We start from the raw sequence: 24,759 nt of genomic DNA, 5'->3' as shown, positions 1-24,759 counted from the left end.
GCTGCATCGTAGTGGCAGGCCTCACATGCGGCCATGACCTGCGAGGTTATCGACGCAGTGCGCGCGGATGGCAATCATGAACCCCAGCAGCCGACACAGGGTCGGCCGCAGACCTTCGTCATAGAACAGGAGTTTCCCATGTCCATTTTTGCTTCTCCCCGGTTTCTGCGCCATGTGATGTGGGCCGATGCGGCTTCCTGCGCCGTCACGGGCGCACTGCAACTGGTTGTCACGCAGACGCTGGTAGATTTGACAGGTCTGCCGGCCGCTCTGCTGACGGGAACGGGCCTCTTCCTGCTGGCCTATGCATCGGCCGCGGCCTGGATGGCGCGTCGCCAGCCGCTGCCGCGCACGCTGATCGGTCTGGTGACTCTTGGCAATCTGGGCTGGGCAATAGGCTGCGCGGTCCTGGTGTTTGCCTCCGGGCTGGCGCTCAGTGTCTGGGGTCTGGCCTGGGTGGCGGCGCAGGCCGTCGTGGTGCTGGTCCTGGCCGATCTGCAGTGGGCAGGGTTGCGTGCCTCTCGCCATGCGGCCCGGCAGGAGGCGCATCTCGCGCTTTGAGTGATGCAAAAAAGGATAGCGGCTAGCGCCTGTCATTCTTTGAAATCAGAATGATTTAATACTGAAAACATGGATTGGCAGGCGCTGCAAGCTATGCTTTTTCTTATATTCGCCATGTGTCCGGGCGGATAAGCGGGCCGGGGGAGGCGGAGATAATTCCGTACCGCATAAAATTCACGGTTGCGCCGCGCTGGCGCACTCTTCGCAACCATGGGTTCCCTCGCCCCCATCGACCAAAAAGGACTGTCATGACATCCGCTCATGCCGTGCAGACGCAAGCGTCGCGCGTGCCGTTTTATCTCTCCGTTCTCGTGGCGTTCCATATCGCCCTGGTCATTGCCAGCAACTACCTGGTACAGCTGCCCATTACGCTGCTGGGCTTTCACAGCACCTGGGGCGCCTTCAGCTTCCCCTTCATCTTTCTGGCCACCGACCTGACCGTGCGCCTGATCGGCAAGACTGCGGCGCGACGCGTCATCATGCGCGCCATGCTCCCAGCGCTTGTGGTGTCCTATGTGGTGGGTGTGCTGTTCCACGAGGGCCGCTTCAATGGCTGGGAAGCGCTGCAAAGCTTCAACGGCTTTGTGTTCCGCATCGCACTGGCCAGCTTTGCCGCCTATGTGCTGGGCCAGTTGCTGGACATTCAGGTCTTCGACCGCATCCGCCAGAAAAGTCATTCCTGGTGGCTGGCTCCGGCGGCTGCGTCGGTGTTCGGCCAGGTGCTGGACACGGCAGCCTTTTTCTCGATCGCCTTCTGGCATAGCTCCGATGCCTTCATGGCGGCCAACTGGGTTGAAATCGCCATGGTCGACTATGTCATCAAGCTGGGGGTGAGTCTGCTGTTGTTTGTTCCCGCCTATGGCGTGGTGCTGGCTGCCATCGTGCGCAGCATGAAGGTGCAGGTCACGCCCGCAACGGCAATCCGCTGAGGATGCAGTTACAGGGCATGCCTGGGTGCAGAGGTCTGTCATGGGCGACATGTGCATCGGCAGCGCCAGGTCCTGCAGGCTGCTGCGGCTCGTGCCAGGCTGGAGGCGACTAGCGGCAGTCCCGGATGACATTCGGTGATGATGGTCGAGCCGCCCGGGCTTGCTCTGACATGTCGTTTGTCAACGAGTCATTGGGGCGCCACAAGGGCGTGAATTCTGGTGGCGACTCGCTCCGGGAGATGGGGCTGGGCGAGCCTTGCCGGATCGACCATCCGGCAGAAGGCCGCTCCGCCGTCATTGGTGGTGACGGTGGTTTCTGAACTCGTCTCGAGTCCATGAAAAAGGCCGTCTTTCAAGGACGGCCTCAGTATTTCTCCGCGCTGCTCTGCAGGGGCTCAGGTCTGGCTTTGCAGATAGTTCTGCAGTCCGATCTTGTCGATCAGCCCCAGCTGCTTTTCCAGCCAGTAGGCATGGTCTTCCTCGGTGTCCTTGAGCTGGGCCAGCAGGATGTCGCGGCTCACATAGTCGCGGTGCTGCTCGCACAGCGCAACACCTTGCTGCAGACCGGCACGGACTTCGTATTCGGTGTCCAGGTCCTTGCGCAGCATCTCGGGCACGGTCTCGCCGGGCGTGAACTCCTTGGGGCGCATGTCGGGGCGGCCGCCCAGCATCAGAATGCGGCGCAGCAGTGCATCGGCGTGCTGGGTTTCTTCCTGCATCTCGTGGTCCAGGCGCGTGAAGAGCTTGGTGAACCCCTGGTCTTCATAGATGCGCGAGTGGGCGAAATACTGGTCGCGCGCCGCGAGCTCGCCGCGAAGCAGGTCCTTGAGGTAGTCGACGACTTCGGGATGACCTTGCATAGTTGTTGTTCTCGGTGAGTTTTCGAAGCCTGAAGTATCCCGCGACCGGCTTCGGGAATCAAAGGCAGGTATCAATTCCCGAGCGCACGCGCTCTGGATGCGGGCTGTAAGCAGATGCATTCGCATTGCTCGGTGCATATTGTGGCTGATCATTGCGCTTGGCTATGCTCAGCATAGACGGATCAACGACAAAGCAGGGACAGCACTTGGCAAGCCTCCGCAGAGGCTACCCCTGCCCACAGGGCAGGGATGTTCCAGGGCGGCACTGCTTGCAACTGGCTGCGATGATGTCTCGAAAAAATCGAGTGCCCAGCCCGCCTTCCTCAAGCTCCTGCGGTTCTCGGATCGGACAGTCAGGCCGAGACTGCTTCATTGCAGGGGAAACGCTCGGCCCAGTGACGAGCCAAATCAATACGGCGGCACACCCACACGTTGTCGTGCTTCTGGATGTGGTCGAGGAAGCGCTGCAGCGCTGTAATCCGGCCGGGACGGCCCAGCAGTCGGCAGTGCATGCCGATGCTCATCATCTTGGGGGCGTTGTCGCCACTGGCATTGCCCTCGGCGTACAGGACATCGAATGTGTCCTTCATGTACTGGAAGAACGGATCGGCGTGCGAGTAGCCCTGGGGCAGGGCAAAGCGCATATCGTTGACGTCCAGCGTGTAGGGAACGATGAGCTGCTTGTGCGTCGTGCCGTCGCTCTTGGCGACCTTCATCCAGAAGGGCAGGTCGTCGCCGTAGTAATCGCTGTCGTAGCTGAAGCGGCCGGCATCGGCCACCAGGCGGTGGCTGTTGGGGCTGTCGCGGCCGGTGTACCAGCCCAGGCCGTGGTCGCCGCCCGTGCCGTACAGCTCTTCAAAGATGTCCACGCATTGCTGCATGTGGGCGCGCTCGATCTCCTCGGGCACGTTCTGGTAGTGAATCCACTTCAGGCCGTGGCAGGCCACTTCGTGACCGAGTTCGTCAAAGGCCTGGGCCAGCTCGCGATGCTTTTGCAGCGCCGTGGCCACGCCGAACACGGTCAGCGGCAGACCGCGCTTCTCGAACTCCTTGAGAATGCGCCAGACGCCGGCGCGCGAGCCGTATTCATAGATGCCGTCCATGCTCATGTGACGGTCCGGGTAGCTGGCGGGATTGAACATCTCCGACAGAAACTGCTCGCTGCCCGGGTCGCCATGCAGGATATGGTTCTCACCGCCTTCTTCGTAGTTCAGCACGAACTGAACGGCCACGCGGGCTTTGCCGGGCCATTCGGGATGGGGCGTGTTGCGGCCGTAGCCAATCAGGTCGCGTGGATAGGAGGCGGTGGAATCGTAAGTCATAGGGATACGGATGAAAGTGCCATCGACAAATCGTGCGTTGGCAAAGTACGGCTAAAGGACAGGCCTTCTTCCATTTGATCGAGGTGCAACAGCATCAGCTGCACCGCATGTTCGGCATCGCCCGCAGCCAGGGCGGTCACGATGTCGGCATGTTCTTCGTGCGAATGCTCGGCCGCCGATGCAGACTGGTACATCAGGGTGATCAATGCGCAGCGGGAAATCAGCTCGCCCAGCAGCTGTGCCAGCACCTCGTTGCCCATGAGCTCGGCCATGCGCACGTGGAAGTCGCCCAGCAGCTCGGTGCGCTGGCCCACGTCATTGGCTTCCATGGCCTTCCTTTCAGCAGCCACATGCGCTTTGAGCTCCAACAAGCGGGAGGGTGTCTGCTGCGCGGCGAAATTGCGCACCATTTCGGCTTCGAGCATGCGGCGCACGGCAAACACCTGGCGTGCCTCGTCCACCGAAGGCGTTGCCACAAAGGCACCGCGCGTGGGCTCGAGCTTGATCAGCCGGTTCTGTGATGCCTGAAACAAAGCCTGGCGGACCAGAGTGCGGGAAACACCAAAATGATTGGCCAGCTTCTGTTCCGGCAACTTGGTGCCGGGCATCAGTCGATGTTCAACAATTGCTTTGGTCAGACTTTCTGCAATGGACCAGGTGAGTGAGGTTTCCATTGCTTCATCATAGATCTTGAACTCAACACTTGTATACAACGTTGATTGAGGAAAAGCTAGGTGTTCTCCCTTAAGGCGTATCGGGAGTTTCTTGAGGCAATCGCAGGAGAAGAAAGATGGATAGCCCGCCAGGCATATTTAACTTACGCTCCTCCTTCTGCCAGCTCTGCCGCATGCTCTCTGCAGCGCAAGATGTATCACCTGCCATTGCGGGCATGGTCGAATTTATTGACTCTTCCTATCCTCAACTTCGTAACAGCTCGGTCGCATAAAATCAATTTAATGAGTACTCCAGTCATCACCAAAACCAAGATCGCCGAGCGTCTCATAGAGTCGATCCTGACAGCCAAGCTCCGTCCGGGAGAGAAACTTGGTGAACAAGACATTGCGGACTTGTTTCAGGTCAGCCGCACCCTGGTCCGCGAGGCATTGATGCACCTTCAGACCAGGGGGTTTGTGGAGGTCCGCTCCAGGGTGGGCTGGTATGTTGCAGAGCCTTCGTTTGAGGAGGCTCAGGAAACCTATGCAGCGAGGCGCGTCGTTGAGCCAGGCATGCTGCGTGATGCTGGTCAACCCTTGCAGGCAACACTGAAACGCCTGCGCAAGCACATCGCCGAAGAGCGCAAAGCCATTGCCTGTGGGGACGCAGAAGCCCGCAGCTGGCTGCTGGCCGACTTTCATATTTGCTTGGCAGAGTGTCTCGGCAATCGGTTCCTGACTTCTATGATGGTCGATCTCTCGGCACGAACAACTCTGATTTCAGATCTGTACCAGTCGAAGACTGAGGCCAGAGTCTTCAATGACGATCACGCCGCCATTGTTGAAGCGCTGGCGGCTGGAGACAATCTGAGGGCTGAACAATTAATGATTGCTCACATCGATGCATTGGCATCGCGCCTTGATGAAAGCCTGATCGGTCGTCGTGGAGCACGCAACCGACTCCGCTCCATTCTGGCTCCTGAGGATTCGTCTTCAGCCAAATAGGCGTTTCAAAGTCGATGGGAGTCCTGGGCGGGATCCAGCCCGGTTGAGCCGCTCGGCCGCTTCGCTGATCTTGAGCTCCCAACACTTTCCGGCAAGCCAATATTGAAGCTGGAAGCGCTTGCCGCTTCCGGGGAGCGATTGAGCTCGCCATCTGTGCCGGTGATGACTTGAGCGTTCGCTGATCGTGCCCGGCAGCATTCATCAAGGAGCAGCCTCGGTCCATGGTGATCATGGCATCGGCGCTACGCCAGTTCCTCGACCAAGACTTGGAATGGCTCGCGTTGCAGATACAGGCCGTCGCGGTTTCAATGAGGGCCACGAAACCACATGGATAGCCATCGCATCGTGGAATGGTCTTCCAGCAAGAATTGCCATTGCCACCGATCGCAACAAAGCGCTCGTCTCCGCATTACCTGCCGAAGGGACTATTCATCTATCTCGACTGCTGCCACACTTGGTGAATGCAGCTGCCAAGGTCTTGCCCTGCATTCCAACTGATCTCAAAGCCATGGGGCACCAGCGCCGATTGCTCATTGGCGAGCGATATTGCAGCGATGGACAAGGGCTGAGTGCCAGCTTTGCAACAACTGACCGGTGACTACCGGCACTCAATCCAGTGTGTGATTTCGGCAGTATTTTCTATGGCCCCTGGATACGCACAGCAAGCTGGCTTTGCTCAGCGCGGATCGTGGAGAAGTTCATAGAAGGATATCTGCGCAAAACAGCCATGATCAAAGTGTAGGTTCCTGCACCTCGTCCAGTGCAGAAATGCACGCCAGGGCTTGCTGCGCCTGCTTGTGACCGTTTGTCCTCCCGCCTGAGGACTCCATCGAACCAATATTTCTGGCCGATAGAACCAGGGTTCCTACTAGCTTCTTGAATTCATGTCTTGTATACATTGCATGCATGTCAGTGATGTGTTCAAAGCATTGCTGAACAAGCTTGCTGAAGCAGATGGATATGGGGCAGATTCGCTTCATCCGCATCACTGCTCTTCAGCAGCGAAAACATGGCTGCAGGCCTGCGTCGCCCGTAGCCGCTAATAACGGTAGACAAGCATGGCCTCCTCAGCCGAAATGAGGTCATGGCAAAGGGGCTCCACGGAACACCCTGATGGAAGGCGGCATATGAACAACCTAGTACTGGACACCCATGGCGAGTCACTAAACCCGGGGGCCTACACCACAAGCCCAAAGCGAGATAAAGGCTTGCCGGCCGGAGTTTCTCCGGCGCTGTACAACCACGATCTGGCACCAACCTCAAAAGAGGGGCGTACCTGGGGGAGCTACAGCCTGTTCACTCTTTGGGCCAACGATGTACATAGCCTCGGCAACTACGCGTTTGCCATTGGTCTTTTTACGCTTGGGCTGGGAGGGCATCAGATCCTGATGGCGCTTCTGCTGGGTGCTGCATTTCTATTCGTGCTGCTGTCCCTCTCGGGCTTTATGGGGACCCGTACAGGGATTCCCTTTCCGGTGATGAGCCGTATCAGCTTTGGTACACGCGGTGCACAGATTCCTGCATTGATCCGCGGCGGAGTCGCTATTGCCTGGTTCGGCATTCAGACCTACCTGGCATCCATGGTCCTCGACGTGATGCTGATCACGCTGTTTCCCGGCTTGCAGTCTCTGAAAGAGCAAGTCGTACTGGGCCTGCCATTGCTGGGTTGGCTCAGCTTTTCCATCTTGTGGATTGTGCAGGTGCTCATTGCCTGCTGGGGCATGGAGAGCATCCGAAAGTACGAGGCCTTTGCCGGACCTGTAATTCTGCTGACGTTCATTGCCTTGGCAGGATGGATCTTCTACAGCGCCAAGTGGACTCTGCACTGGTCCGCCCCTTTTGAAAGCAGCGGCAAAGCCATGTGGCTGCAGATCCTGGGCGCAGCGTCACTGTGGGTAGCCATCTATGGCACCTTCGTGCTGAACTTCTGTGATTTCACACGGGCAGCTACCTCAAGCCGCGCTGTGGTGAAAGGCAATTTCTGGGGCATCCCGATCAATATGCTGATCTTCGGCTTGATCGTCGTCATTCTGACGGGGGGACAACTTGCCATCGACGGCACGCTGATTCAAAGCCCGACCGACATCGTCCAGAACATTCCCAACAAGCCACTGTTGATGTTGGCCAGTCTTTCACTGCTGATCCTGACCATTGCCGTGAACCTGATGGCAAATTTCGTGGCTCCGGCCCTGGCGTTGGCAAACCTCATGCCCAGGCATCTGAACTTCCGCCGGGCAGCTCTTGTCAGTGCAGTTCTCGGTTTCGTGATCCTGCCCTGGAATCTCTACAACTCTCCACTGGTCATCGTCTACTTCCTGGGAGGGCTGGGTTCATTTCTGGGACCGCTGTTCGGCATCGTGATGGCCGACTACTGGCTGATCCGCAAACAGCGCGTGAACGTTCCGGCGCTCTATACACAGGACCCCGCAGGCCCCTATCACTACCGCAATGGCGTCAACCCCAAGGCAATTCAGGCTCTGATTCCTTCATCCCTGATCTCGCTGCTCTTTGCATTCCTGCCGACGCTGCAATCGCTGTCCCAGTTTTCCTGGTTCATCGCAGCCGGACTGGGCGCCTTGTTCTATTGGATGCTTGCACCGAAAGGTCTCACCTACGAAGACCAGGATGGCGAAGCCATTTCCGTAGCCTCCGCCAAACACTGAGAAGGAAAGTTGAAAATCATGCGCATTTTGATCGTGAACGTGAACACCACCGAGTCGATGACCCATGCGATTGGCATGCAAGCTCGGAAAGTTGCTGCGCCTGGAACAGAGATAGTCGCGCTGACCCCGCGTTTTGGCGCCGAATCGGTCGAGGGGAATTTTGAGAGCTATCTTGCCGCAGTCGGTGTCATGGATGCAGTGATGAGCTATGGACAACCCTTTGATGCAGTCATTCAAGCCGGCTACGGTGAACATGGCCGCGAGGGCCTGCAGGAGTTGCTGGACGTTCCCGTGGTGGACATCACCGAGGCGGCGGCCACTGCGGCCATGTTCCTGGGCCACAAATACTCGGTGGTCACGACGCTGGATCGCGCTGTGCCATTGATCGAGGACCGACTCAAGCTTGCTGGCCTGGACGAGCGCTGTGCATCGGTTCGCGCCAGCGGCATGGCTGTGTTGGAGTTGGAAACTCAACCCGAGCGCGCGGTTGAAGCGATTGTTCGTCAAGCGGGCCTTGCCGTCAGCGAAGACCATGCTGAAGTCATTTGCCTCGGCTGTGGAGGCATGGCCGAACTGGATGCCAAGATCCGTGAACTGACCGGTGTACCAGTGGTCGATGGAGTAGCTGCGGCCGTGACCATTGCCGAGTCGCTCGTGCGCCTGGGCCTGAGCACCTCCAAGGTCCGTACCTACGCTCCCCCCCGGGCCAAGCGCGTGACCGGCTTCCCATTCGCTAGCCAAGTCGCAGGATGAATTGCCCGGAGTTGTGTCAATCGTCCTGGCCTCTTATTTCCATTCAGACGAGAGTTTCTTGTGGGCAGTCAATGCTGTCTCGAAGAATTCGGCAGTGAAGCGTTGAAGTAGATCCGGGCAGGGCTGCCGGTCGGCGATGATCAGTCCTGACCGGCATCATAGTTCTATCACTGCCTGCTGAAGGCAGGCCAGCAATGCCTGCACCAGCGGATTGGCCGGTGTACGACGCCACATGGCCAGCATCTCCGAAGATGGGTGTGAGCCTCTGAGCGGACGAAACACCAGGCGCGGCATGCCAACGCGCGTCAGCGCCTGGGGCACCAGGGCCACGCCCTGACCCAGCGAAACCAGCGAGATCACCGACAGCCAGTGTCGTACCTCGTGGCGTACTTCGGGTGCAAAGCCATGGGCCAGGCACATCTCGTAGATGCGCTGGTGATAGGTGGGCGAGACCAGGCTGGAGAACAGGATCAGGCGGTCGTTTTTGAGTTCGGCCAGATCGATGGCGGCGCTGGCGTGCAGCGGGTGGTGGTCGGGCAGGCAGACCACGAAAGGCTCTTCCATCAGCAGCCGGCTGGCAATGCCTTCGGGAGGTTGTATGGAGTGGACCAGGGCCATGTCCAGCCGCATTTGCTGCAGGTCCAGGACTTGCTCTGCGCTGTTGGCCTCCAGCATGTCAACGCGCACCAGGGGGTGGTCGTGCTGGAACCGCTCCAGCGCCTGTGGCAAGCCGCGGTACAGGCTCGATCCCACAAAGCCCAGGCGCAGATGGCCGCGCGTGCCCTGGGCCACGTCGCGCGTTTCCTGTGCGGCCTGCTGACTCAGAGCCAATAGCTGGCGCGCCTTGTCCAGCAGATGTTCACCGGCCGCAGTCAGCCGTACGCCCTTGCTGCTGCGCTCGAACAACTGGGCCTGCAGCTCCTGCTCCAACTGCTTGATGGCCACGGACAGCGGGGGCTGGGAGATCGACAGCCGCTGGGCCGCACGGCTGAAATGAAGCTCTTCGGCGAGGGTGACGAAGTAGTGCAGCAGCCTCAGTTCCATGATTTCATGATATTTAAAAAGTATTGAGAAAGATTTTAATAATATTTGACGTGAATAGATGAGGGTGCTGAAATTCGTGGCAGTCCTTGCCTCCATTGCTGGCTTTGTGTGCGGTACATATCGCCTGAATTCATCACGGCCCAAACCAGAGACGGCAAGCAAGCTAAGCCCTGTAGCGAGGTTGTCGTCCTCTTTTCGTTGAGAGGGCGCGCAGCGCTTCAGGGGATATTCGAATTCAGCAGGAGACGTTCATGTCCGCCAACGATAAGAGTCAGATGCACGCCTTGGCCCAGGCTGTCCGCGCTGCGGCACATCCCGTGCCTGATCGCCACGGTGCCAATTTCTACGCCACCGATCCTGAGTTGCAGTCGCTGCTGGCGCTTTATCTGCCAGCCGATCTGCTAGCCCATCTGCAGCCCTATCTGCAGCGAATGGGTGAGCTGGCCGGTGGGCGCATCGACGAGCTGGCCGGCATTGCCGACAGGAATCCGCCCACGCTCGAACACCGCAGCCGCGCGGGCCAGGACAGCCAGCGCATCATCAAGCATCCAGCCTATGAAGAGCTTGAGCGCATCGCCTACGGAGAGTTCGGCCTGCAGGCCATCTCGCACCGGGAAGACATGCTGGGCTGGAGCGGCAAGATGCCGCCCATCGTCAAGTACGCACTGACCTTTCTGTTTGTGCAGTCCGAGTTCGGCCTGTGCTGCCCGTTGTCCATGACCGACTCGCTGACGCGCACGCTCAAGAAGTACGGTACCCCCGAGCTGGTGGACAAGTATTTGCCTCAGCTGCTCTCGCTGGATTGGGAAAGCCAGGCCCAGGGCGCGATGTTCATGACCGAGCAGGCCGCAGGCTCGGACATCGCCAACACGCTGACTATGGCGGCCCCGCAGGCCGACGGCTCCTGGCTTCTCTCCGGCGACAAGTGGTTCTGCTCCAACCCCGATGCCGAGTTCGCCATGGTGCTGGCTCGTGTGGAGGGCGGGGCGCCGGGAATGAAGGGCATCTCGCTGTTTCTGCTGCCGCGTTCCCTGGACGATGGCAGCACCAACCGCTACCGCATCATCCGTCTCAAGGACAAGCTGGGCACCAAGTCCATGGCCAGCGGCGAGATCCGTATGGACGGCGCCGTGGCCTATCTCGTGGGCGAGCAGGGCAGGGGCTTTGTGCAGATGGCCGACATGGTCAACAACTCGCGTTTGTCCAACGGTGTGCGCTCCGCCGGCATGATGCGCCGCGCTGTGGCCGAGGCCGAATTCATCGCCCATGAACGCATTGCCTTTGGCAAGCGTCTGGAGCAGATGCCGCTGATGCAGCGCCAGTTGGACAAGCTGCGCGTGCCCGCCGAGCAGGCGCGCACCATGGTGTTCCAGACCGCGCAGACGCTGATGCGCTCCGACGCGGGCCAGCCGGATGCCTATGCCTTGCTACGCATCCTGACGCCGTTGATCAAGTTCCGCGCCTGCCGCGATGCACGCAAGGTCACTGGCGATGCGATGGAAGTGCGCGGCGGCTGCGGCTATATCGAGGAGTGGAGCGATCCGCGCCTAGTGCGCGATGCCCACCTGGGCTCCATCTGGGAAGGTACAAGCAATATCGTCGCGCTGGACGTGATCCGCGCCATCAGGCGCGAAGGCTCGTTGCCTGTGCTGCAGCAGTATCTGCATGGCCTTCTCGAGCATGCCCGTCTGGTGCCCGGTTACCGCCAGGCGCTGGAAGATGCATTGGCCCGTGCCAGCACCCTGGCCCACAGGGCCGCTCAGGACGGCGGCGAAGTGCTGGCCCGTCAGGCCGCCACAGCTCTGTACAACTGCACCACGGCCATCGCCATGGCCTGGGAAGCCGCACAGACCGGCTCGGCCGAGCGCCTGCGCCTGTCGCAACTGGTGCTGCTGCACCGTGTGCTGCCGCGCGATCCGCTGGTCGATGCGGCTGCCGTGCCGGTGCAGTGGCTGGAGTGATTGCCGGCGGCCTTGAAATAAGTAGAAGAAACGGCTGAAGCGCTTCGTGAAAAGGCGTTATCGGCTCCCGGATTATTTCTGCAAGGAGACAAATATGCGCAATCACGCAAGAGAGCGCCGAAGGCTGCTGGCCGCAGCCTCGGGAGCAGTGCTGCTGGCGGCAGTCCATTCTGCCGCGCAGGCCCAGGGCGACCCCTATCCGGCTCGGCCGATACGCCTGGTCGTGCCCTATGGCGCCGGCGGACCGACGGACGCGCATTTGCGGGTGGTGGCACAGCAAGCCTCGCAGCTGCTGGGGCAACTGGTGGTCATAGAGAACAAGCCAGGCGCCAATGGAACGTTTGGAGCTGTGGAGCTGGCGCGGGCTCAGCCGGATGGCTACGCCCTGGCGGTGCTGCCTGCCAGTGTCTATCGAGAACCGTATCTGAACCGGGTGAGCTTCGACCCCTTGAAGCTGAGCTACGTGATCGGCATGACCGACTACACCTTCGGGCTGGCCGTGCGTCGGGAAGCGCCGTGGAAGAGCTGGAAGGAGTTCGCCGAAGATGCGAGCAGGCGTCCCGGCCAGATATCCATCGGTGCGGCCGGCCCGGTGCAAACGCCCAGCATCGTGCTCAGCGAGCTGGTGCAGTCCACGGGCCTGCAGTTCAATCGAGTGCCCTACAAGGGAGACGCGGAGCAGGCCAGCGACCTGTTGGGTGGTCACATCGATGCGGGCGTGCTCTCCGGCGTAGCCTCCCAGCATATCCAGTCGGGTCGATTGCGCTACCTGGCAATGTTCACGTCCAGCCGTGTTCCGCAGTTCCCTCAGGTGCCCACTTTGAGAGAGCTGGGCGTGGACGCGGTGATCGAGTCGCCCTATGGGATTGCCGCCCCTGCCGGCCTGGCGCCGGCGCGGTTGCGCATCATTCATGACGCCTTCAAGGCGGGGCTGGAGTCGGCACAGGGGCGCAAGATCCTCGAACAACTCAATCAGCCGCTGAACTACCGCAGCCCGCAAGAGTTCGAGCAGTACGCGAGGAGCGCCTACGCACGCGAGAAGACGCGCATGGAGCACTTCAAGGCCGTTGCCGGCGGCACCCCGCAGTGATTTGACCGATTCATCGGCAACACCCTTCCAAGGAGACAGACATGCATAAAGCCAGACGCGCAGCGCTGGGCCTGATGGCATCCGCCGCCCTGTCGGCAGCATTGCCCGCACTTGCCCAGGAAAAATACCCGACGCGCCCCATCACGTTCATCGTGCCGTTTCCGCCTGGCGGCCCTACCGACGCCATGGCGCGCATTCTGGCGACCGAGCTGACCAAGGAGCTGGGCCAGAGCGTGATCGTGGAGAACAAGTCCGGCGCCGGCGGCAATATCGGAGCGGACTTCGTGGCACGTGCCAAGCCTGACGGCTATACGCTGATGTTCGGGACTTCGGGTCCGCTGGCCATCAACAAACCGCTGTACAAGTCCATCAGCTACGACCCGCGCACCAGCTTCACGCCCATCATCTACGTTGGTTATCTGCCCAATGTGCTGGTGGTTCGGCCGGATTTGGGCGTCGGCAACGTCAAGGAGCTGATCGCGCTGGACAAGAGCAAGCCCGGCAAGCTCAATTTCGCGTCTTCGGGCAATGGCGCTTCATCCCATCTGGCGGGTGTGCTGTTCAACGGCCTGGCCGGGACCCAGCTGCAGCATGTGCCCTACAGGGGAACGGGGCCGGCACTTAACGACCTGCTGGCCGGTCAGGTGGACATGACTTTCACCGACATCCTCACGGCCATGCCCTATATCAAGGCCGGCAAGGTCAAGGCCCTGGGCGTAGCCACGGCCAAACGCTCCAGTGCCATGCCCCAGATCCCCACGATCGCCGAGCAGGGTCTGGCTGGCTACGACGTGAGCGTGTTCTTCGGCGTGGTCGGCCCCAAGAGCATGCCGGTAGAGCGGGTGGAGCTGCTCAATCAGGCCTATGCCAAAGCGCTGGATTCCGAGAATGTGAAGAAAGCCTTTGCGGCCCAGGGCCTGGAGCGCGGCACGGATGCCAAGCCTGCCTACTTGGCCGGCTTCGTGAAGAGCGAACTCGACAAATGGAGCGAGGTGGTCCAAAAGGCCGGCGTGAAGCTTGACTGATGGCCCTGTCGCTTGGGTGCAAGCGCAGGCATGCCATCAAAGGTTGGACGTGTTAGAACTTTTCGAAACTCCTCGCCTAGGCCGCGAGGAGGACACTGTTTCGCACTGCCTGCCACTGCCCGAGAGCCCATGCAAGGCATGAGCCGGGGTATTTCACCTATCCATAGCCATGACATCTTCAACTTCCCTTCTGCTCGCCCAACTGCAGTCCGTGGCTGCCGAGTTCGTGGAGATCCGCCGCAGCATTCATGCTCATCCCGAACTTGCCTTTGAAGAGACGCGCACCAGCGACATGGTGGCCGCATCCCTGGCTCGCTGGGGCTATGTCGTGCACCGCGGCCTGGGTGTCACCGGGGTGGTAGGCGTGCTCAAAAAGGGCTCGGGAAGCAAGTCGCTGGGCATACGCGCGGACATGGATGCCTTGCCTATCCATGAAAGAACAGGCCTGGACTACGCCAGCCGCCTGCCCGGGAAAATGCATGCCTGCGGCCATGACGGACATACAGCCATCCTGCTGTGCGCGGCAAAGTACGTCGCCGAGACGCTCGATTTCAACGGTACGCTGAACCTGATCTTCCAGCCGGCCGAGGAGAACGAAGGCGGCGCCATGCGCATGGTGGACGAGGGCCTGTTCGAGTTGTTTCCCTGTGACGAGATCTATGCGCTTCACAACGCACCAGGTCTGCCCGTGGGTCAGATGGCCATCAGCCAGGGACCGGCCATGGCCTCGTTCGACCGCGTGACCGTTACGCTGCGCGGGCGCAGCGCCCATGGCGCCATGCCGCACCACGGCATAGACAGCATGCAGTGCGCGGCCAGCATCGTGCTGGGGCTGCAGTCCATCGTCACGCGCGAGATCGATGCCCAGCATGCGGCCGTGATCACGGTGGGCTCCATCCAGGCCGGCGAGGTCTTCAACATCGTGCCCGAGAGCGCCGTGCTCAAGATCGGCGTGCGCGCCCTGCACCCGGACGTGCGCAGCTGGGTGGAAAAGCGCATCAAGGCCTTTGTGCAAGCCCAGGCCGAGAGCTATCAGCTCAGCTGCGAGATCGACTACGTGCACAAGTACCCGGTGCTCGTGAATTGCGCAGCCCAGACCGAATACGCGCGACAGGTGGCCATACGCCTGCTGGGCGAGGACAAGGTGGGCGAGCGCACGCCCACCATGGGCAGCGAAGACTTTGCCTACATGCTGCAAAAGCGCCCCGGCGCCTATATCCGGCTGGGCAACGGCGTGGGCGAGGACGGAGGCTGCATGGTGCACAACCCCCTGTACGACTTCAACGACAAGGCTCTGCCCATAGGAGCAGCCTTCTGGACGCACTTGGTGCAAAGCTATCTGGCTTGAGCGGTCAGCCCCTGAACGGGAGAGAAAAGATGAACACATGGAACCGCCGCGGCTTTATGCGGCACACGCTGTGGCAGACGGCAGCCTTGGCGGCAGCTTCGGCCGGGGTCCGGGCTGCAGAAAGCTTTCCGGCCAAGCCACTGATTCTCATGGTGCCTTTTCCCGCAGGCGGGGCCAGCGATGTGGCGGCGCGAATTTTTGCGGAATCCATAGGCCGCAGCATCAGGCAGCCGGTGGTGGTGGAGAACCTGGGTGGTGGCACGGGACTGATTGCCGCGGCCAAGGTGCTCAACGCCCCTGCAGACGGCTATATGTTCTTCCATGGTTCGGCCAACGAGATCTTCCTGGCGCCCATGCTCAATACGGCAGCGCGCTACAAGCCAGGCGACTTCACGCTGGCGGCTCCCACGACGGAGTCGCCCATCGTGCTCATGGTCAAGAGCGGGCTGCCTGTCGACAGCTATGACGAGTTCATCGAATATGCACGCGCCAGCAAAAGCGGCCCGCTGACCTATGGAACGGTGGGCGTGGACTCCATGTACAACCTCATGGGCGACGCCCTGGCAGCCAGACTGAAGCTGCCGTTTCTGCATGTGCCCTACAAGGGCGGCGCGCCGGCCCTGCAGGACCTGGCAGGAGGGCAGGTGGACTTCGCCATCCTGCCTTATCAGGCAAGCTTCGAAGGCATGGCCAAGCAGGGGCGCCTGAAAATTCTGACCAGTTTCTCCAAGACCCTGCCCAAGGAGCTGGCCCATGTGCCGCTGATATCGCAAAGCCGCCTCAGCCCGGATTTCGAATACACGGTCAGTGCGGGTTACTTCGTGAAGAAGGGCACACCCGCCGACCGCGTGGCCGCGCTGCGCAGCGCCATAGGGCAGGCGCTGGTGAATCCGGAAATCCGCGCCAAGCTCGAGCTGGAGGGCAAGCACCTGCGCCAGCCCGTTGCCTCGCAGGTAGAGGCGGACCAGAGCTTCCATGCGATCCATCAGCGCCTGAGCGCGCTGGTGCGCGGCGTGGGCCGAAAGCCTCTGGCCTGAGGCATGGGCTACTGCGATTGGCGGCGCAAGCCTTCGAGCAATCTTTGATCAACACGCGGGCCATGGGCCCGCATTCTGTCGGAAAGTGAAACATGCACAATCCAGCCACGGTTGGCGCCGGAGCCCTGCAGGGCGTCAAGGTGCTTGATCTGTCACGCATTCTGGGTGGTCCGTTCTGTGGCCAGATACTGGGCGACCATGGCGCCGATGTGCTCAAGGTGGAGCCGCCGCAGGGAGACGACACGCGCACCTGGGGGCCTCCGTTTCGCGACAGCGTGGCCTCCTACTACTTCGGCTTGAACCGCAACAAGCGCCTCCAGTTTCTCGATCTGTCCGTGCCCGAAGGCCAGCAGCGTGTGCGAGAGCTGATGGCCCAGGCCGATGTGGTGGTGGAGAACTTCAAGGTCGGCACCATGGAGAAATGGGGCATAGGCTTTGAACAGATGCGAGAAGAGCTGCCGCATCTGATCTGGTGCCGCGTCACGGGCTTCGGCGCCGACGGCCCTCTGGGCAGCCTGCCCGGCTACGACGCCGCCATCCAGGCCATGGCCGGCATCATGAGTATCAACGGCGAGGCTGACGGTGATCCACTGCGCGTGGGCCTGCCGGTGGTGGACATGGTGACGGGGCTGAATGCCACCATAGGCGTGCTGCTGGCCCTGCACGAGCGGGGGCGCAGTGGGCAGGGCCAGTTGGTGGATGCCTCGCTCTATGACTCCGGTCTGTCGCTGCTCCACCCCCATGCGGCCAACTGGTTCATGGGACGCAAGGTGCCGCAGCGCTCGGGCAATGCCCATCCCAATATCTATCCCTACGACGTGCTCAGCACGGGTGGTGCCCCCATCTTTCTGGCCGTGGGCAACGACAGGCAGTTCCGGTTGCTGTGCAACCATGTCGGGCAGGAGGGGCTGGCGCAGGACGAGCGCTTTGCCACCGCAGGCCAGCGTTCCGTTCATCGTGCCGAGCTCAAGCCCTTGCTGCAGCAGGCGTTTGCGCCGCTTGACGGCCTGAAACTGGCCGACGAGCTGATGGCCATAGGCGTGCCCGCCGCGCCGGTGCTGGACGTCGCCCAGGCGCTTGAGCATCCGCATACGGCGCACCGCGAGATGGTGGTGACCATGGGCCAGTATCAGGGACTGGGCGCCCCGGTCAAGCTCAGCCGCACGCCAGCCAGCTACCGCTTTGCGCCCTTGAGCGAAGGAGAGGAGTTTCTGCCGGACGCCGGCGCCTGAGCTTGTTTCTCCGTAGCTCCAGCCCGCTGTGCGGGCTTTCTTTTTTTGCGCTCATGTGAGCCGGTTTGCGTTGCCGGCGCCCTGTCCCACCCTTTTCCCGGGAGTTGTGTGCACAATGGAATGCAAAAGCGTTTTCCCTGTGTTCTGTCCATGGAGAGTCTCACGATGTCGCATGCTTTTGCCAAAACCCTGAAGTCCTTTGAACTGGCCGAGGGCAAGAAAGGCAAGTTCTATTCCTTGCCGGCCCTGGCCAAGCAGTTCCCGGAGATCAAGCGCCTGCCGGTCTCGATTCGTATCGTGCTCGAATCGGTGCTGCGCAACTGTGACGGCAACAAGATCACCGAGGAGCATGTGGCGCAGCTGGCGCGCTGGCAACCCAAGGCCGAGCGTGTCGACGAGATTCCGTTTGTCGTCGCGCGCGTGGTGCTGCAGGACTTCACCGGCGTGCCCTTGCTGGCCGACCTGGCCGCCATGCGCAGCACGGCTGCCAAGCTAGGCAAGAAGCCCAAGTCCATCGAGCCGCTGGTGCCCGTGGACCTGGTGGTGGACCACTCCATCATGGTGGACTACTTCGGTACCAAGAAGGCGCTGGACCTGAACATGAAGCTGGAGTTCCAGCGCAACCAGGAGCGCTACCAGTTCATGAAATGGGGCATGCAGGCCTTCGACACCTTCGGTGTCGTGCCGCCGGGCTTCGGCATCGTGCACCAGGTCAATCTGGAATACCTGGCGCGCGGCGTGCACAAGGCCAGGATCGGCAAGGGTGATGCGGTGTACTACCCCGACACCCTGGTCGGTACCGACAGTCATACCACCATGATCAACGGCATAGGCGTGGTGGCCTGGGGCGTGGGCGGCATCGAGGCCGAGGCGGCCATGCTGGGCCAGCCCGTGTACTTCCTCACACCTGATGTGGTGGGCTTCGAGCTGACCGGCCAGCTGCGTGAGGGTGTGACGGCCACCGATCTGGTGCTCACCGTCACGGAGCTGCTGCGAAAGGAAAAAGTGGTCGGGAAGTTCGTCGAGTTCTTTGGTGAAGGCACGCGCAGCCTGTCCCTGCCGGATCGCGCCACCATCGGCAATATGGCTCCTGAATATGGGGCGACCATGGGTTTCTTCCCGGTCGACGAAAAGACCATCGAGTACTTCAAGGGAACGGGACGTACCAAGAGCGAGATCCAGGCCTTCGAAGCCTACTTCAAGGCCCAGCAGCTGTTCGGCGTGCCCAAGGCCGGCGAAATCGACTACTCGCATGTTGTCAAGCTGGATCTGGGCAAGGTGGCTCCGAGCCTGGCCGGGCCCAAGCGTCCGCAGGACCGCATCGAGATCGGCCATGTGGCCGGGCAGTTCGACGAGCTTTTCAGTGCTCCCGTGGCCCAGAATGGTTTCAATCTCCCTGCCGATCAGCTGGCGCGTCGCCACGTGGTGAGCCCCGATGGTCCCGAGGCCTTGCAGCCCGAGAGCGAGCCACTGTCGGCCGGTGCGGAGCGCAACAAGGCCGAGATGGTGAGCAACACGCCAGAGACCGGCAAGGTCGAGGCCAGTGCGATTGCTGTTGATGCCAGCCATGCGGTTGCAGCACCGGAAAAGAGCTTCGATATCGGCAGCGGCGATGTGCTGATTGCCGCCATCACCAGCTGCACCAATACCTCCAACCCCAGCGTCATGCTGGCGGCAGGCCTGCTGGCCAAGAAGGCGGTGCAGGCAGGCCTCAAGGTCAAGCCGCATATCAAGACCTCGCTGGCCCCGGGCTCCCGCCTGGTCACCCGCTATCTGACCGAGGCGGGCTTGCTGCCCTATCTGGAAAAACTGGGCTTTGCGCTGGCCGGCTACGGCTGCACCACCTGCATCGGCAATGCCGGCGATCTCACCCCCGAGATCAATGCCGTCATCACGCAGAACAATCTGGTCTGCGCGGCCGTGCTCTCGGGCAACCGCAATTTCGAGGCCCGCATTCACCCCAATATCAAGGCCAACTTCCTGGCCAGCCCTCCGCTGGTGGTGGCCTACGCGATTGCCGGTACGGTGCGCAAGGACCTGATGACCGAGCCGGTGGGCAAGGGCAAGGGCGGCAAGGACGTGTATCTGGGCGACATCTGGCCCAGCAGCGAGGAGATTCAGGAACTGCTCAAGTTCGCCATGAACGGCAAGGCCTTCCGCAGCAATTACGAGCAGGTGGCCAGCGAGCCGGGCAAGCTCTGGGAAAAGATTCGTGGGGTGACGGGCTCCACCTATACCTGGCCCGAGAGCACCTATATCGCCGAGCCGCCGTTCTTTGCCGACTTTGCTCTGGAACTGAAAGCGCCGTCCGCAACGACAGACAGAGCCTCCAATCCAAGCGCTGTGCACGGCGCCCGCATCATGGCCTTGTTCGGTGACTCCATCACCACCGACCATATCTCGCCCGCAGGCTCCATCAAGGAGTCTTCGCCGGCCGGCAAGTGGTTGCTCGAGCATGGCGTGCAGAAGGCCGACTTCAATAGCTATGGCTCGCGCCGGGGCAACCATGAGGTGATGATGCGCGGCACTTTTGCCAACGTGCGTATCAAGAACCTGATGATTCCCGCCGCAGCCGACGGCTCGCGCGAGGAGGGCGGTGTCACCTTGTTCCGCGACGACCATGGCCGGGCCGAGAAGATGGCCATTTACGACGCGGCCATGAAGTACCAGGCTGCGGGCCGTGCCACGGTGGTGCTGGCCGGCGAGGAATACGGCACGGGCTCCAGCCGCGACTGGGCGGCCAAGGGCACGCAGCTGCTGGGCATCAAGGCCGTGGTGGCACGCAGTTTCGAGCGCATTCACCGCTCCAATCTGGTGGGCATGGGCGTGTTGCCGCTGCAGTTCAAGGGCAATGACAGCTGGCAAAGCCTGGGCCTGACGGGCGAGGAGTTCATCGATGTGATCCCTGCCGCCGACCTGGCGCCGCAAAGCGATGCCCAGCTGGTGATCAACAGGCCCGATGGCAGCAAGAAAACCGTGACCGTGAAGCTGCGCATCGATACTCCCATCGAGGTGGACTACTACCGCCATGGCGGCATCCTGCCCTATGTGCTGAGGCAACTGCTGGCCTGATTGCGCCCGCTTGCCAAGTCAAAAGGCCTGCTCTCCTTGGAGGCAGGCCTTTTTCGTGGATTGGCGCCAGTCCTATTTCATCGAGTGCAGGCCAAACATATTGCCTTCGGTGTCGATGGCCAGGGCAATAAAGCCATAAGGGCCTATGGAGACCTTGTCGCGGTGCAGGCTGCCGCCGTTGCGTGCGACGCGGGCGGCCTGCTCGGCGCAGTCTTCACAGACGAAATAGACCAGCGTGCCGCCGCCGCCAGAGGGGCATTCCGGCATGCGGACCAGCGCCCCGGTGGCGCCGGCGCTATCCGGTTGCCCGGGAAAGGTCCACATTTCCATATCGGGGTGCTCGCCGCCTTCCGGCATGGCCAGTGCTTGCAGCTGACAGCCCAGCACGGCTTCGTAGAAGCTCCTGGCGCGCGACATGTCCTGCACGTAGATCTCGAACCAGCCAACGGGATTCATGGCCATCTTCAGCTCCTTGTCTGCTTATCGGTGGAAGTCCAGATGCTGAGGCCGTAGAGGCTGTGATAGAAGCAGGCTCGGCCCTGAACAGGGGTATCCTAGCCTGGAACGTTCGGCAAGGGCCGGGCTCCGGTCCGCGCTCTCAGGGCTTCGCAAGCTTTCTGGCCTTGCGGCGGTGCCACCAGAGCCAGATTCCGCTGATTCCCAAGCCGCCAAGCACCAGACCGTTGAGGCCGGCCAGGATTTCCATCAGCACGCCCCCCAGCTCGCCCGTGTGCAGCGGATAGGCCACGGCCACCGCCGCAGCGCCAGGGTCGAGTTCATTCCAGCGCCTGACGTCCAGCACGGCACCATTGCGCGGGTCCAGCCATACCGAGCTGATGCCGTTGGGGTGCGGCTCGCCCGGGGCGCGAAAGCGGATGCGTACGGCCTGTTTGGCATTGGGCGGCAGCTGCACGAAGCTGGCCTGGGCATCGGGCATGGCCGCGCGGGCGGAGGCCAGCATGGCGTCCACATTGGCGGGCAGCGGCTGGGCGGCGTCTTGCGCAGCCAGTGCGGGCAGCTTGGGCGGCTTGATTGCCGTGCTGCTGCTGAGCACATTGAGCCAGTCGCCCAGCGGCCGCCATGCCATATAGGCACCGGTGACGACCGAGACCGCGATCAGCAGGCCCATGATCACGCCGCCGATGCGGTGCATGTCGAACAGTGCGCGCACCAGACTCTTGTTGAGTTCTATGCGCCAGTTGCCCGGCCAGCGCTTGGGCCACCAGAGAATGACGCCCGTCAGCAGCAGCAGCACATAGGCCAGCGTGGTCCAGGCCAGTATGGCCTTGCCATTGGCGTCGAGCAGCAGGGTGCTGTGCAGCTTGAACAGCGTGTTGACAAAGCCCTCGGTCTCGCCGCGCCGGCCCTGCTCCTGTCCGGTGACGGGGTCCAGGTAAATGGTGCCGCGCCAGTTGGCCGCCTGCACGCGCAGCCACAGGCTGTCCTGTGCCTGCTGCGGCAGCCTGAAGCGCAAAGTGGCTTTGCTGCCGAACTCCTCATGGGCTCTTGCCAGTATCGGCGTCAGCGCTGCGGCCTGCCGGGCCTGCTGCGCATGCGTCGTGCGGGCCTGGAACAGTTCGGGGTGCGACATGCGGTCCAGCGGCTGGCCGATGATGAGCAGGGTGCCGGTGAGCCCGGCCAGAATCAGGATCCAGCCCAGGCCCAGGGCAAACCAGCGATGCAGCCGCAGCCACAGAGGACGGAGCGAAGTCATTGCGCTTGATGGTGTGATGCCCCACGAGACCGGCCTTGAGGGTGGACTCGCGGGGCCGCCGCTTAGAACGGCAGGGTGGCCTGGACGTACAGGGTGCGTGGCATGCCCACGTATTTGCCGCCGCCGTTGTTGTCGGTGGAGCGGGTGAAGTAGCGGCGGTCAAACACGTTCTTCATGCCCACGGTCAGGCGCAGATTGTTCAGCTCCTTGCCCGCCTGGTAGCTGGTGCGCAGGCCCAGAATGGCAAAGCCGGGAATATCGCCCAGGTTGCCGTTGGCGTCTTCCTGCGTGATGTAGGAATTGGGCTTGGCGCTGGTGCCGGGCGTGCCGGGCGAGCGCTGCTTGGACTGGGCGTTCAGATCGGCATTGAAGGTCCAGCGCTCCATCGCATAACGTGCCGACAGTCCGGCCGTGTGGCGCGAATAAAGCGGCAGGTCACGGCCTGCGAAGGGGCCGGCCTGGCTGGTGGCCTGGGTGAAGGTATAGCTCATGCCCAGCGACAGGCCCTTGAGTGCCGGGTAGTTCTTGCCGAAGTCATAGCGCAGCGCCGATTCCAGACCACGGTGGCGCGTGGCACCCAGATCGGTCCAGATGCCGTTGCCGGTGCCGTCGCCCGGGCGGTCCAGGAACAGCTCCTTGTTGAAGTCGATGTTGAACAGCGTCAGCTCGCCATTCCAGGTGTCGCTCTTGTAGTGCGTGCCCAGCTCATAGGTCTTGGCCGATTCGGGATAGAGCTGGTTGTTGGACGACTGGGCCAGCTGTGCATACTGCTGGGGCCCGAAGGACTTGCCGGCATTGGCGAACACCGACCAGTGGCCGTCGACGCGGTAGAGCACCGACAGCGTGGGCAGCAGTTCGTTGGCTGCCGCCGTCGGGTAGATGGCCGCTGCGGTCGCGCCCTTGTAGTCCACCACATTGTTGAAGGAGCGGATGTGCTCGTAGCGCACGCCGGGCGTGATGGTCCAGTTGCCCACATCGATGCGGTTGTCGATATAGAAGGCATTGGCCGTGGTGCCGCCCTGGCTGGTCTGGGTGGTGTTCAGCGGCAGGGCCATGGCATCGACCTGGCCGGGCACATAGAAGCCGGAAGTGGCCAGCGCCGTTTCGGAGCTCTTTTCCTTCAGGTAGCGATAGCCCACGCTGACTTCCTGCACCACGGAGCCGGTCTCGAAAATGCGCGAGTAGCGCGGCTCCACGCCGTAGTAGCTGTAGTCGCGCGGCGCGGCCGTGAGGCTGCGCTTGCCGGCATTGGCGCCGGTGGCGTCGCGTTCGATATAGCTGCCGCGGAAGGAATCCACGTAGTAGCTGAGTACTTCGAAGTTGTTGCGGCCGTCCTTGTAGCTGTACTTGAGCGAGCCGTCGGTGCGGCGGCCCGTGAACTGGTCATAGCTGCGCGTGCTCTGGAACGGGTCGGCTGCGTACTGTGCCGTGGTCAGGCCGCCGGGCATCTGGCCCTTGCCCTCGAAGTGGTGCAGCGAAGCGGAGATGCTGCTGTTGTTGCTGAGCCTGTAGCTGCCCTTGACCAGCAGATCGTCGATGTCGGTCTTGTCGTTGCTGCTGCGCCAGCCCTTGCCGTGCGTGCCCGAATACAGCACGGCCAGGCCCAGGCCCGACTCGTTGGTGCCGCCCACAAAGAAGCTGGGTGTGGTCTTCACGTTGCCGCCGTGGCTGTAGATCTCGGTGCCGATGGAGGCTTCGGCCGCAAAGGTCTTGGGAATGGCGCGCGTCGTGAAGTTGATGATGCCGCCCACGTTCTGCGGGCCGTAGCGCACCGAGCCTGCACCGCGCACCACATCGATGGAGTCCAGATTGCCCAGCGCCACGGGCGCCAGCGACAGCTGAGGCTGACCGTAGGGTGCGTAGGAGACGGGCACGCCGTCCTGCAGCACATAGGAGCGTGGCGAGAGGCGCGCGGTCAGACCGCGCACGCTCAGGTTCAGAGAGATATCGCTGCCGCCCGTGCCGTTGCTGTCCTGAACCTGGACACCGGGCACCAGACGCAGTGCTTCGCGCAAGGTGGCCGCACCGCTTTCCTGAATGCGCTCGCGCTCTACGATGGTGCGGGCGCCGGGATGCTCCAGCACCTTCTCGGCGCTGGACATATCGCCATCCAGCCAGTTGCCGGTGACGGTGACCGAGTCCAGGGCGACTTCGGCAGCTGCGGCGCTGGCCGTCTGTGCATGAACGGGGCTGGCGAGCACGCCAAGGGCTGCGGCAACGGCAGCGGCGGCGCTGCTCAGGCGAAAAGCGGGGGGGACGGAAAGAGGGAGCTTGGCCATAGGTGTTGTAGAGGAGGGCACACAGCACCTGGCTGGCATGAACAGCGCGCTGCGCCAGCCTTGCGCTGGCGGCATCTCTTGTCTTCAGTCGGGGCCGGAGGGGGCTATGTGGCGTTTATTGGCAGGCGCGAATATTAATGAGAATTGTTGTCATTTGGCTGTATGTGGTTATCTTGAGATACAAAAAAGCAGCCTCTTCGTCCGGCCAGGG

General features: G+C 61.8%; 22 protein-coding genes. 14 read left to right on the top strand and 8 right to left on the bottom strand.

Annotation, left to right across the window (positions count from 1 at the left end; all coding sequences use genetic code 11):
• The first annotated feature begins 138 nt into the window (after positions 1 to 138).
• The 3 genes from NOX35_RS18610 to NOX35_RS18600 all read left to right on the top strand — a co-directional run bounded on the left by NOX35_RS18610 (position 139) and on the right by NOX35_RS18600 (position 1,810).
• Complete coding sequence (locus NOX35_RS18610; protein ID WP_256494286.1) at positions 139 to 561, top strand: hypothetical protein; 423 nt, start codon at positions 139 to 141, stop codon at positions 559 to 561.
• Positions 562 to 809: 248 nt separating this feature from the next.
• A complete protein-coding gene (locus NOX35_RS18605) occupies positions 810 to 1,490 on the top strand; it encodes a 7-cyano-7-deazaguanine/7-aminomethyl-7-deazaguanine transporter (RefSeq protein ID WP_034356835.1) in 681 nt (226 codons plus the stop codon).
• A gap of 170 nt (positions 1,491 to 1,660) precedes the next feature.
• The gene (locus NOX35_RS18600; protein ID WP_256494284.1) at positions 1,661 to 1,810 is read left to right on the top strand and encodes a hypothetical protein; all 150 of its coding nucleotides are present in this window, start codon (positions 1,661 to 1,663) and stop codon (positions 1,808 to 1,810) included.
• A 75-nt stretch (positions 1,811 to 1,885) separates the two neighbouring features.
• Here NOX35_RS18600 and bfr read toward each other — a convergent pair whose 3' ends face one another.
• From bfr to NOX35_RS18585, 3 genes are all read right to left on the bottom strand, one after another.
• Complete coding sequence (gene bfr, locus NOX35_RS18595; protein WP_182283625.1) at positions 1,886 to 2,350, bottom strand: bacterioferritin; 465 nt, start codon at positions 2,348 to 2,350, stop codon at positions 1,886 to 1,888.
• Between the two features lie 353 nt (positions 2,351 to 2,703).
• On the bottom strand, positions 2,704 to 3,672 hold the full coding sequence (gene puuE, locus NOX35_RS18590) for an allantoinase PuuE (RefSeq protein WP_256494283.1): 969 nt from the start codon (positions 3,670 to 3,672) through the stop codon (positions 2,704 to 2,706).
• On the bottom strand, positions 3,669 to 4,346 hold the full coding sequence (locus tag NOX35_RS18585) for a GntR family transcriptional regulator (RefSeq protein WP_256494281.1): 678 nt from the start codon (positions 4,344 to 4,346) through the stop codon (positions 3,669 to 3,671). The genes puuE and NOX35_RS18585 overlap by 4 nt, the downstream gene beginning before the upstream one ends.
• Positions 4,347 to 4,628: 282 nt before the next feature.
• On the opposite strand from NOX35_RS18585, the gene NOX35_RS18580 reads away from it, so the two are divergent.
• Together NOX35_RS18580 and NOX35_RS18575 are read left to right on the top strand one after the other, a co-directional pair.
• The gene (locus NOX35_RS18580; RefSeq protein WP_003063980.1) at positions 4,629 to 5,330 is read left to right on the top strand and encodes a GntR family transcriptional regulator; all 702 of its coding nucleotides are present in this window, start codon (positions 4,629 to 4,631) and stop codon (positions 5,328 to 5,330) included.
• Positions 5,331 to 5,601: 271 nt separating this feature from the next.
• Positions 5,602 to 5,928: a hypothetical protein gene (locus tag NOX35_RS18575; protein ID WP_256494279.1), complete on the top strand. Its 327-nt coding sequence runs from the start codon at positions 5,602 to 5,604 to the stop codon at positions 5,926 to 5,928.
• 323 nt (positions 5,929 to 6,251) lie between these two features.
• Here NOX35_RS18575 and NOX35_RS18570 read toward each other — a convergent pair whose 3' ends face one another.
• The gene (locus tag NOX35_RS18570; RefSeq protein WP_256494277.1) at positions 6,252 to 6,386 is read right to left on the bottom strand and encodes a hypothetical protein; all 135 of its coding nucleotides are present in this window, start codon (positions 6,384 to 6,386) and stop codon (positions 6,252 to 6,254) included.
• Between the two features lie 71 nt (positions 6,387 to 6,457).
• Between NOX35_RS18570 and NOX35_RS18565 the strand changes: the two genes are divergently transcribed.
• Together NOX35_RS18565 and NOX35_RS18560 are read left to right on the top strand one after the other, a co-directional pair.
• Positions 6,458 to 7,993, top strand: coding sequence for an NCS1 family nucleobase:cation symporter-1 (locus NOX35_RS18565; RefSeq protein ID WP_256494275.1), 1,536 nt, complete (start codon positions 6,458 to 6,460; stop codon positions 7,991 to 7,993).
• An 18-nt stretch (positions 7,994 to 8,011) separates the two neighbouring features.
• A complete protein-coding gene (locus tag NOX35_RS18560) occupies positions 8,012 to 8,746 on the top strand; it encodes an aspartate/glutamate racemase family protein (protein WP_182283621.1) in 735 nt (244 codons plus the stop codon).
• A 156-nt stretch (positions 8,747 to 8,902) separates the two neighbouring features.
• Here the strand turns inward: NOX35_RS18560 and NOX35_RS18555 are convergent, their stop codons facing one another.
• Complete coding sequence (locus NOX35_RS18555; protein ID WP_182283620.1) at positions 8,903 to 9,790, bottom strand: LysR family transcriptional regulator; 888 nt, start codon at positions 9,788 to 9,790, stop codon at positions 8,903 to 8,905.
• Positions 9,791 to 10,041: 251 nt separating this feature from the next.
• Between NOX35_RS18555 and NOX35_RS18550 the strand changes: the two genes are divergently transcribed.
• The 7 genes from NOX35_RS18550 (at position 10,042) to NOX35_RS18520 (ending at position 20,555) form a co-directional block, all read left to right on the top strand.
• Complete coding sequence (locus tag NOX35_RS18550) at positions 10,042 to 11,751, top strand: acyl-CoA dehydrogenase family protein (RefSeq protein WP_182283619.1); 1,710 nt, start codon at positions 10,042 to 10,044, stop codon at positions 11,749 to 11,751.
• Positions 11,752 to 11,845: 94 nt separating this feature from the next.
• On the top strand, positions 11,846 to 12,841 hold the full coding sequence (locus NOX35_RS18545) for a tripartite tricarboxylate transporter substrate binding protein (protein WP_256494273.1): 996 nt from the start codon (positions 11,846 to 11,848) through the stop codon (positions 12,839 to 12,841).
• 41 nt (positions 12,842 to 12,882) lie between these two features.
• Positions 12,883 to 13,866, top strand: coding sequence for a tripartite tricarboxylate transporter substrate binding protein (locus NOX35_RS18540; RefSeq protein ID WP_182283617.1), 984 nt, complete (start codon positions 12,883 to 12,885; stop codon positions 13,864 to 13,866).
• A gap of 169 nt (positions 13,867 to 14,035) precedes the next feature.
• The gene (locus NOX35_RS18535; RefSeq protein WP_256494272.1) at positions 14,036 to 15,214 is read left to right on the top strand and encodes a M20 aminoacylase family protein; all 1,179 of its coding nucleotides are present in this window, start codon (positions 14,036 to 14,038) and stop codon (positions 15,212 to 15,214) included.
• Between the two features lie 29 nt (positions 15,215 to 15,243).
• Entirely contained in the window at positions 15,244 to 16,251 is a 1,008-nt protein-coding gene (locus NOX35_RS18530) for a tripartite tricarboxylate transporter substrate binding protein (protein ID WP_182283615.1), read from the top strand.
• A gap of 92 nt (positions 16,252 to 16,343) precedes the next feature.
• On the top strand, positions 16,344 to 17,483 hold the full coding sequence (locus NOX35_RS18525; protein ID WP_256494271.1) for a CaiB/BaiF CoA-transferase family protein: 1,140 nt from the start codon (positions 16,344 to 16,346) through the stop codon (positions 17,481 to 17,483).
• A 165-nt stretch (positions 17,484 to 17,648) separates the two neighbouring features.
• A complete protein-coding gene (locus NOX35_RS18520; protein WP_256494269.1) occupies positions 17,649 to 20,555 on the top strand; it encodes an aconitate hydratase in 2,907 nt (968 codons plus the stop codon).
• A 72-nt stretch (positions 20,556 to 20,627) separates the two neighbouring features.
• Here NOX35_RS18520 and NOX35_RS18515 read toward each other — a convergent pair whose 3' ends face one another.
• From NOX35_RS18515 to NOX35_RS18505, 3 genes are all read right to left on the bottom strand, one after another.
• Complete coding sequence (locus tag NOX35_RS18515; protein ID WP_182283612.1) at positions 20,628 to 21,017, bottom strand: VOC family protein; 390 nt, start codon at positions 21,015 to 21,017, stop codon at positions 20,628 to 20,630.
• 136 nt (positions 21,018 to 21,153) lie between these two features.
• Positions 21,154 to 22,269 carry a PepSY domain-containing protein gene (locus NOX35_RS18510; protein ID WP_256494268.1) on the bottom strand — a complete coding sequence of 372 codons (1,116 nt, stop codon included), beginning with the start codon at positions 22,267 to 22,269 and terminating at the stop codon, positions 21,154 to 21,156.
• 62 nt (positions 22,270 to 22,331) lie between these two features.
• Positions 22,332 to 24,548 carry a TonB-dependent siderophore receptor gene (locus tag NOX35_RS18505; RefSeq protein ID WP_256494267.1) on the bottom strand — a complete coding sequence of 739 codons (2,217 nt, stop codon included), beginning with the start codon at positions 24,546 to 24,548 and terminating at the stop codon, positions 22,332 to 22,334.
• Positions 24,549 to 24,759 lie beyond the last annotated feature (211 nt).

The sequence above is a fragment of the Comamonas sp. C11 genome (assembly GCF_024496285.1).
GTDB lineage: Bacteria > Pseudomonadota > Gammaproteobacteria > Burkholderiales > Burkholderiaceae_C > Comamonas > Comamonas testosteroni_F.
Note: the sequence above shows the minus strand (reverse complement) of the source record. Positions and strands in the feature narration are given on the sequence as shown.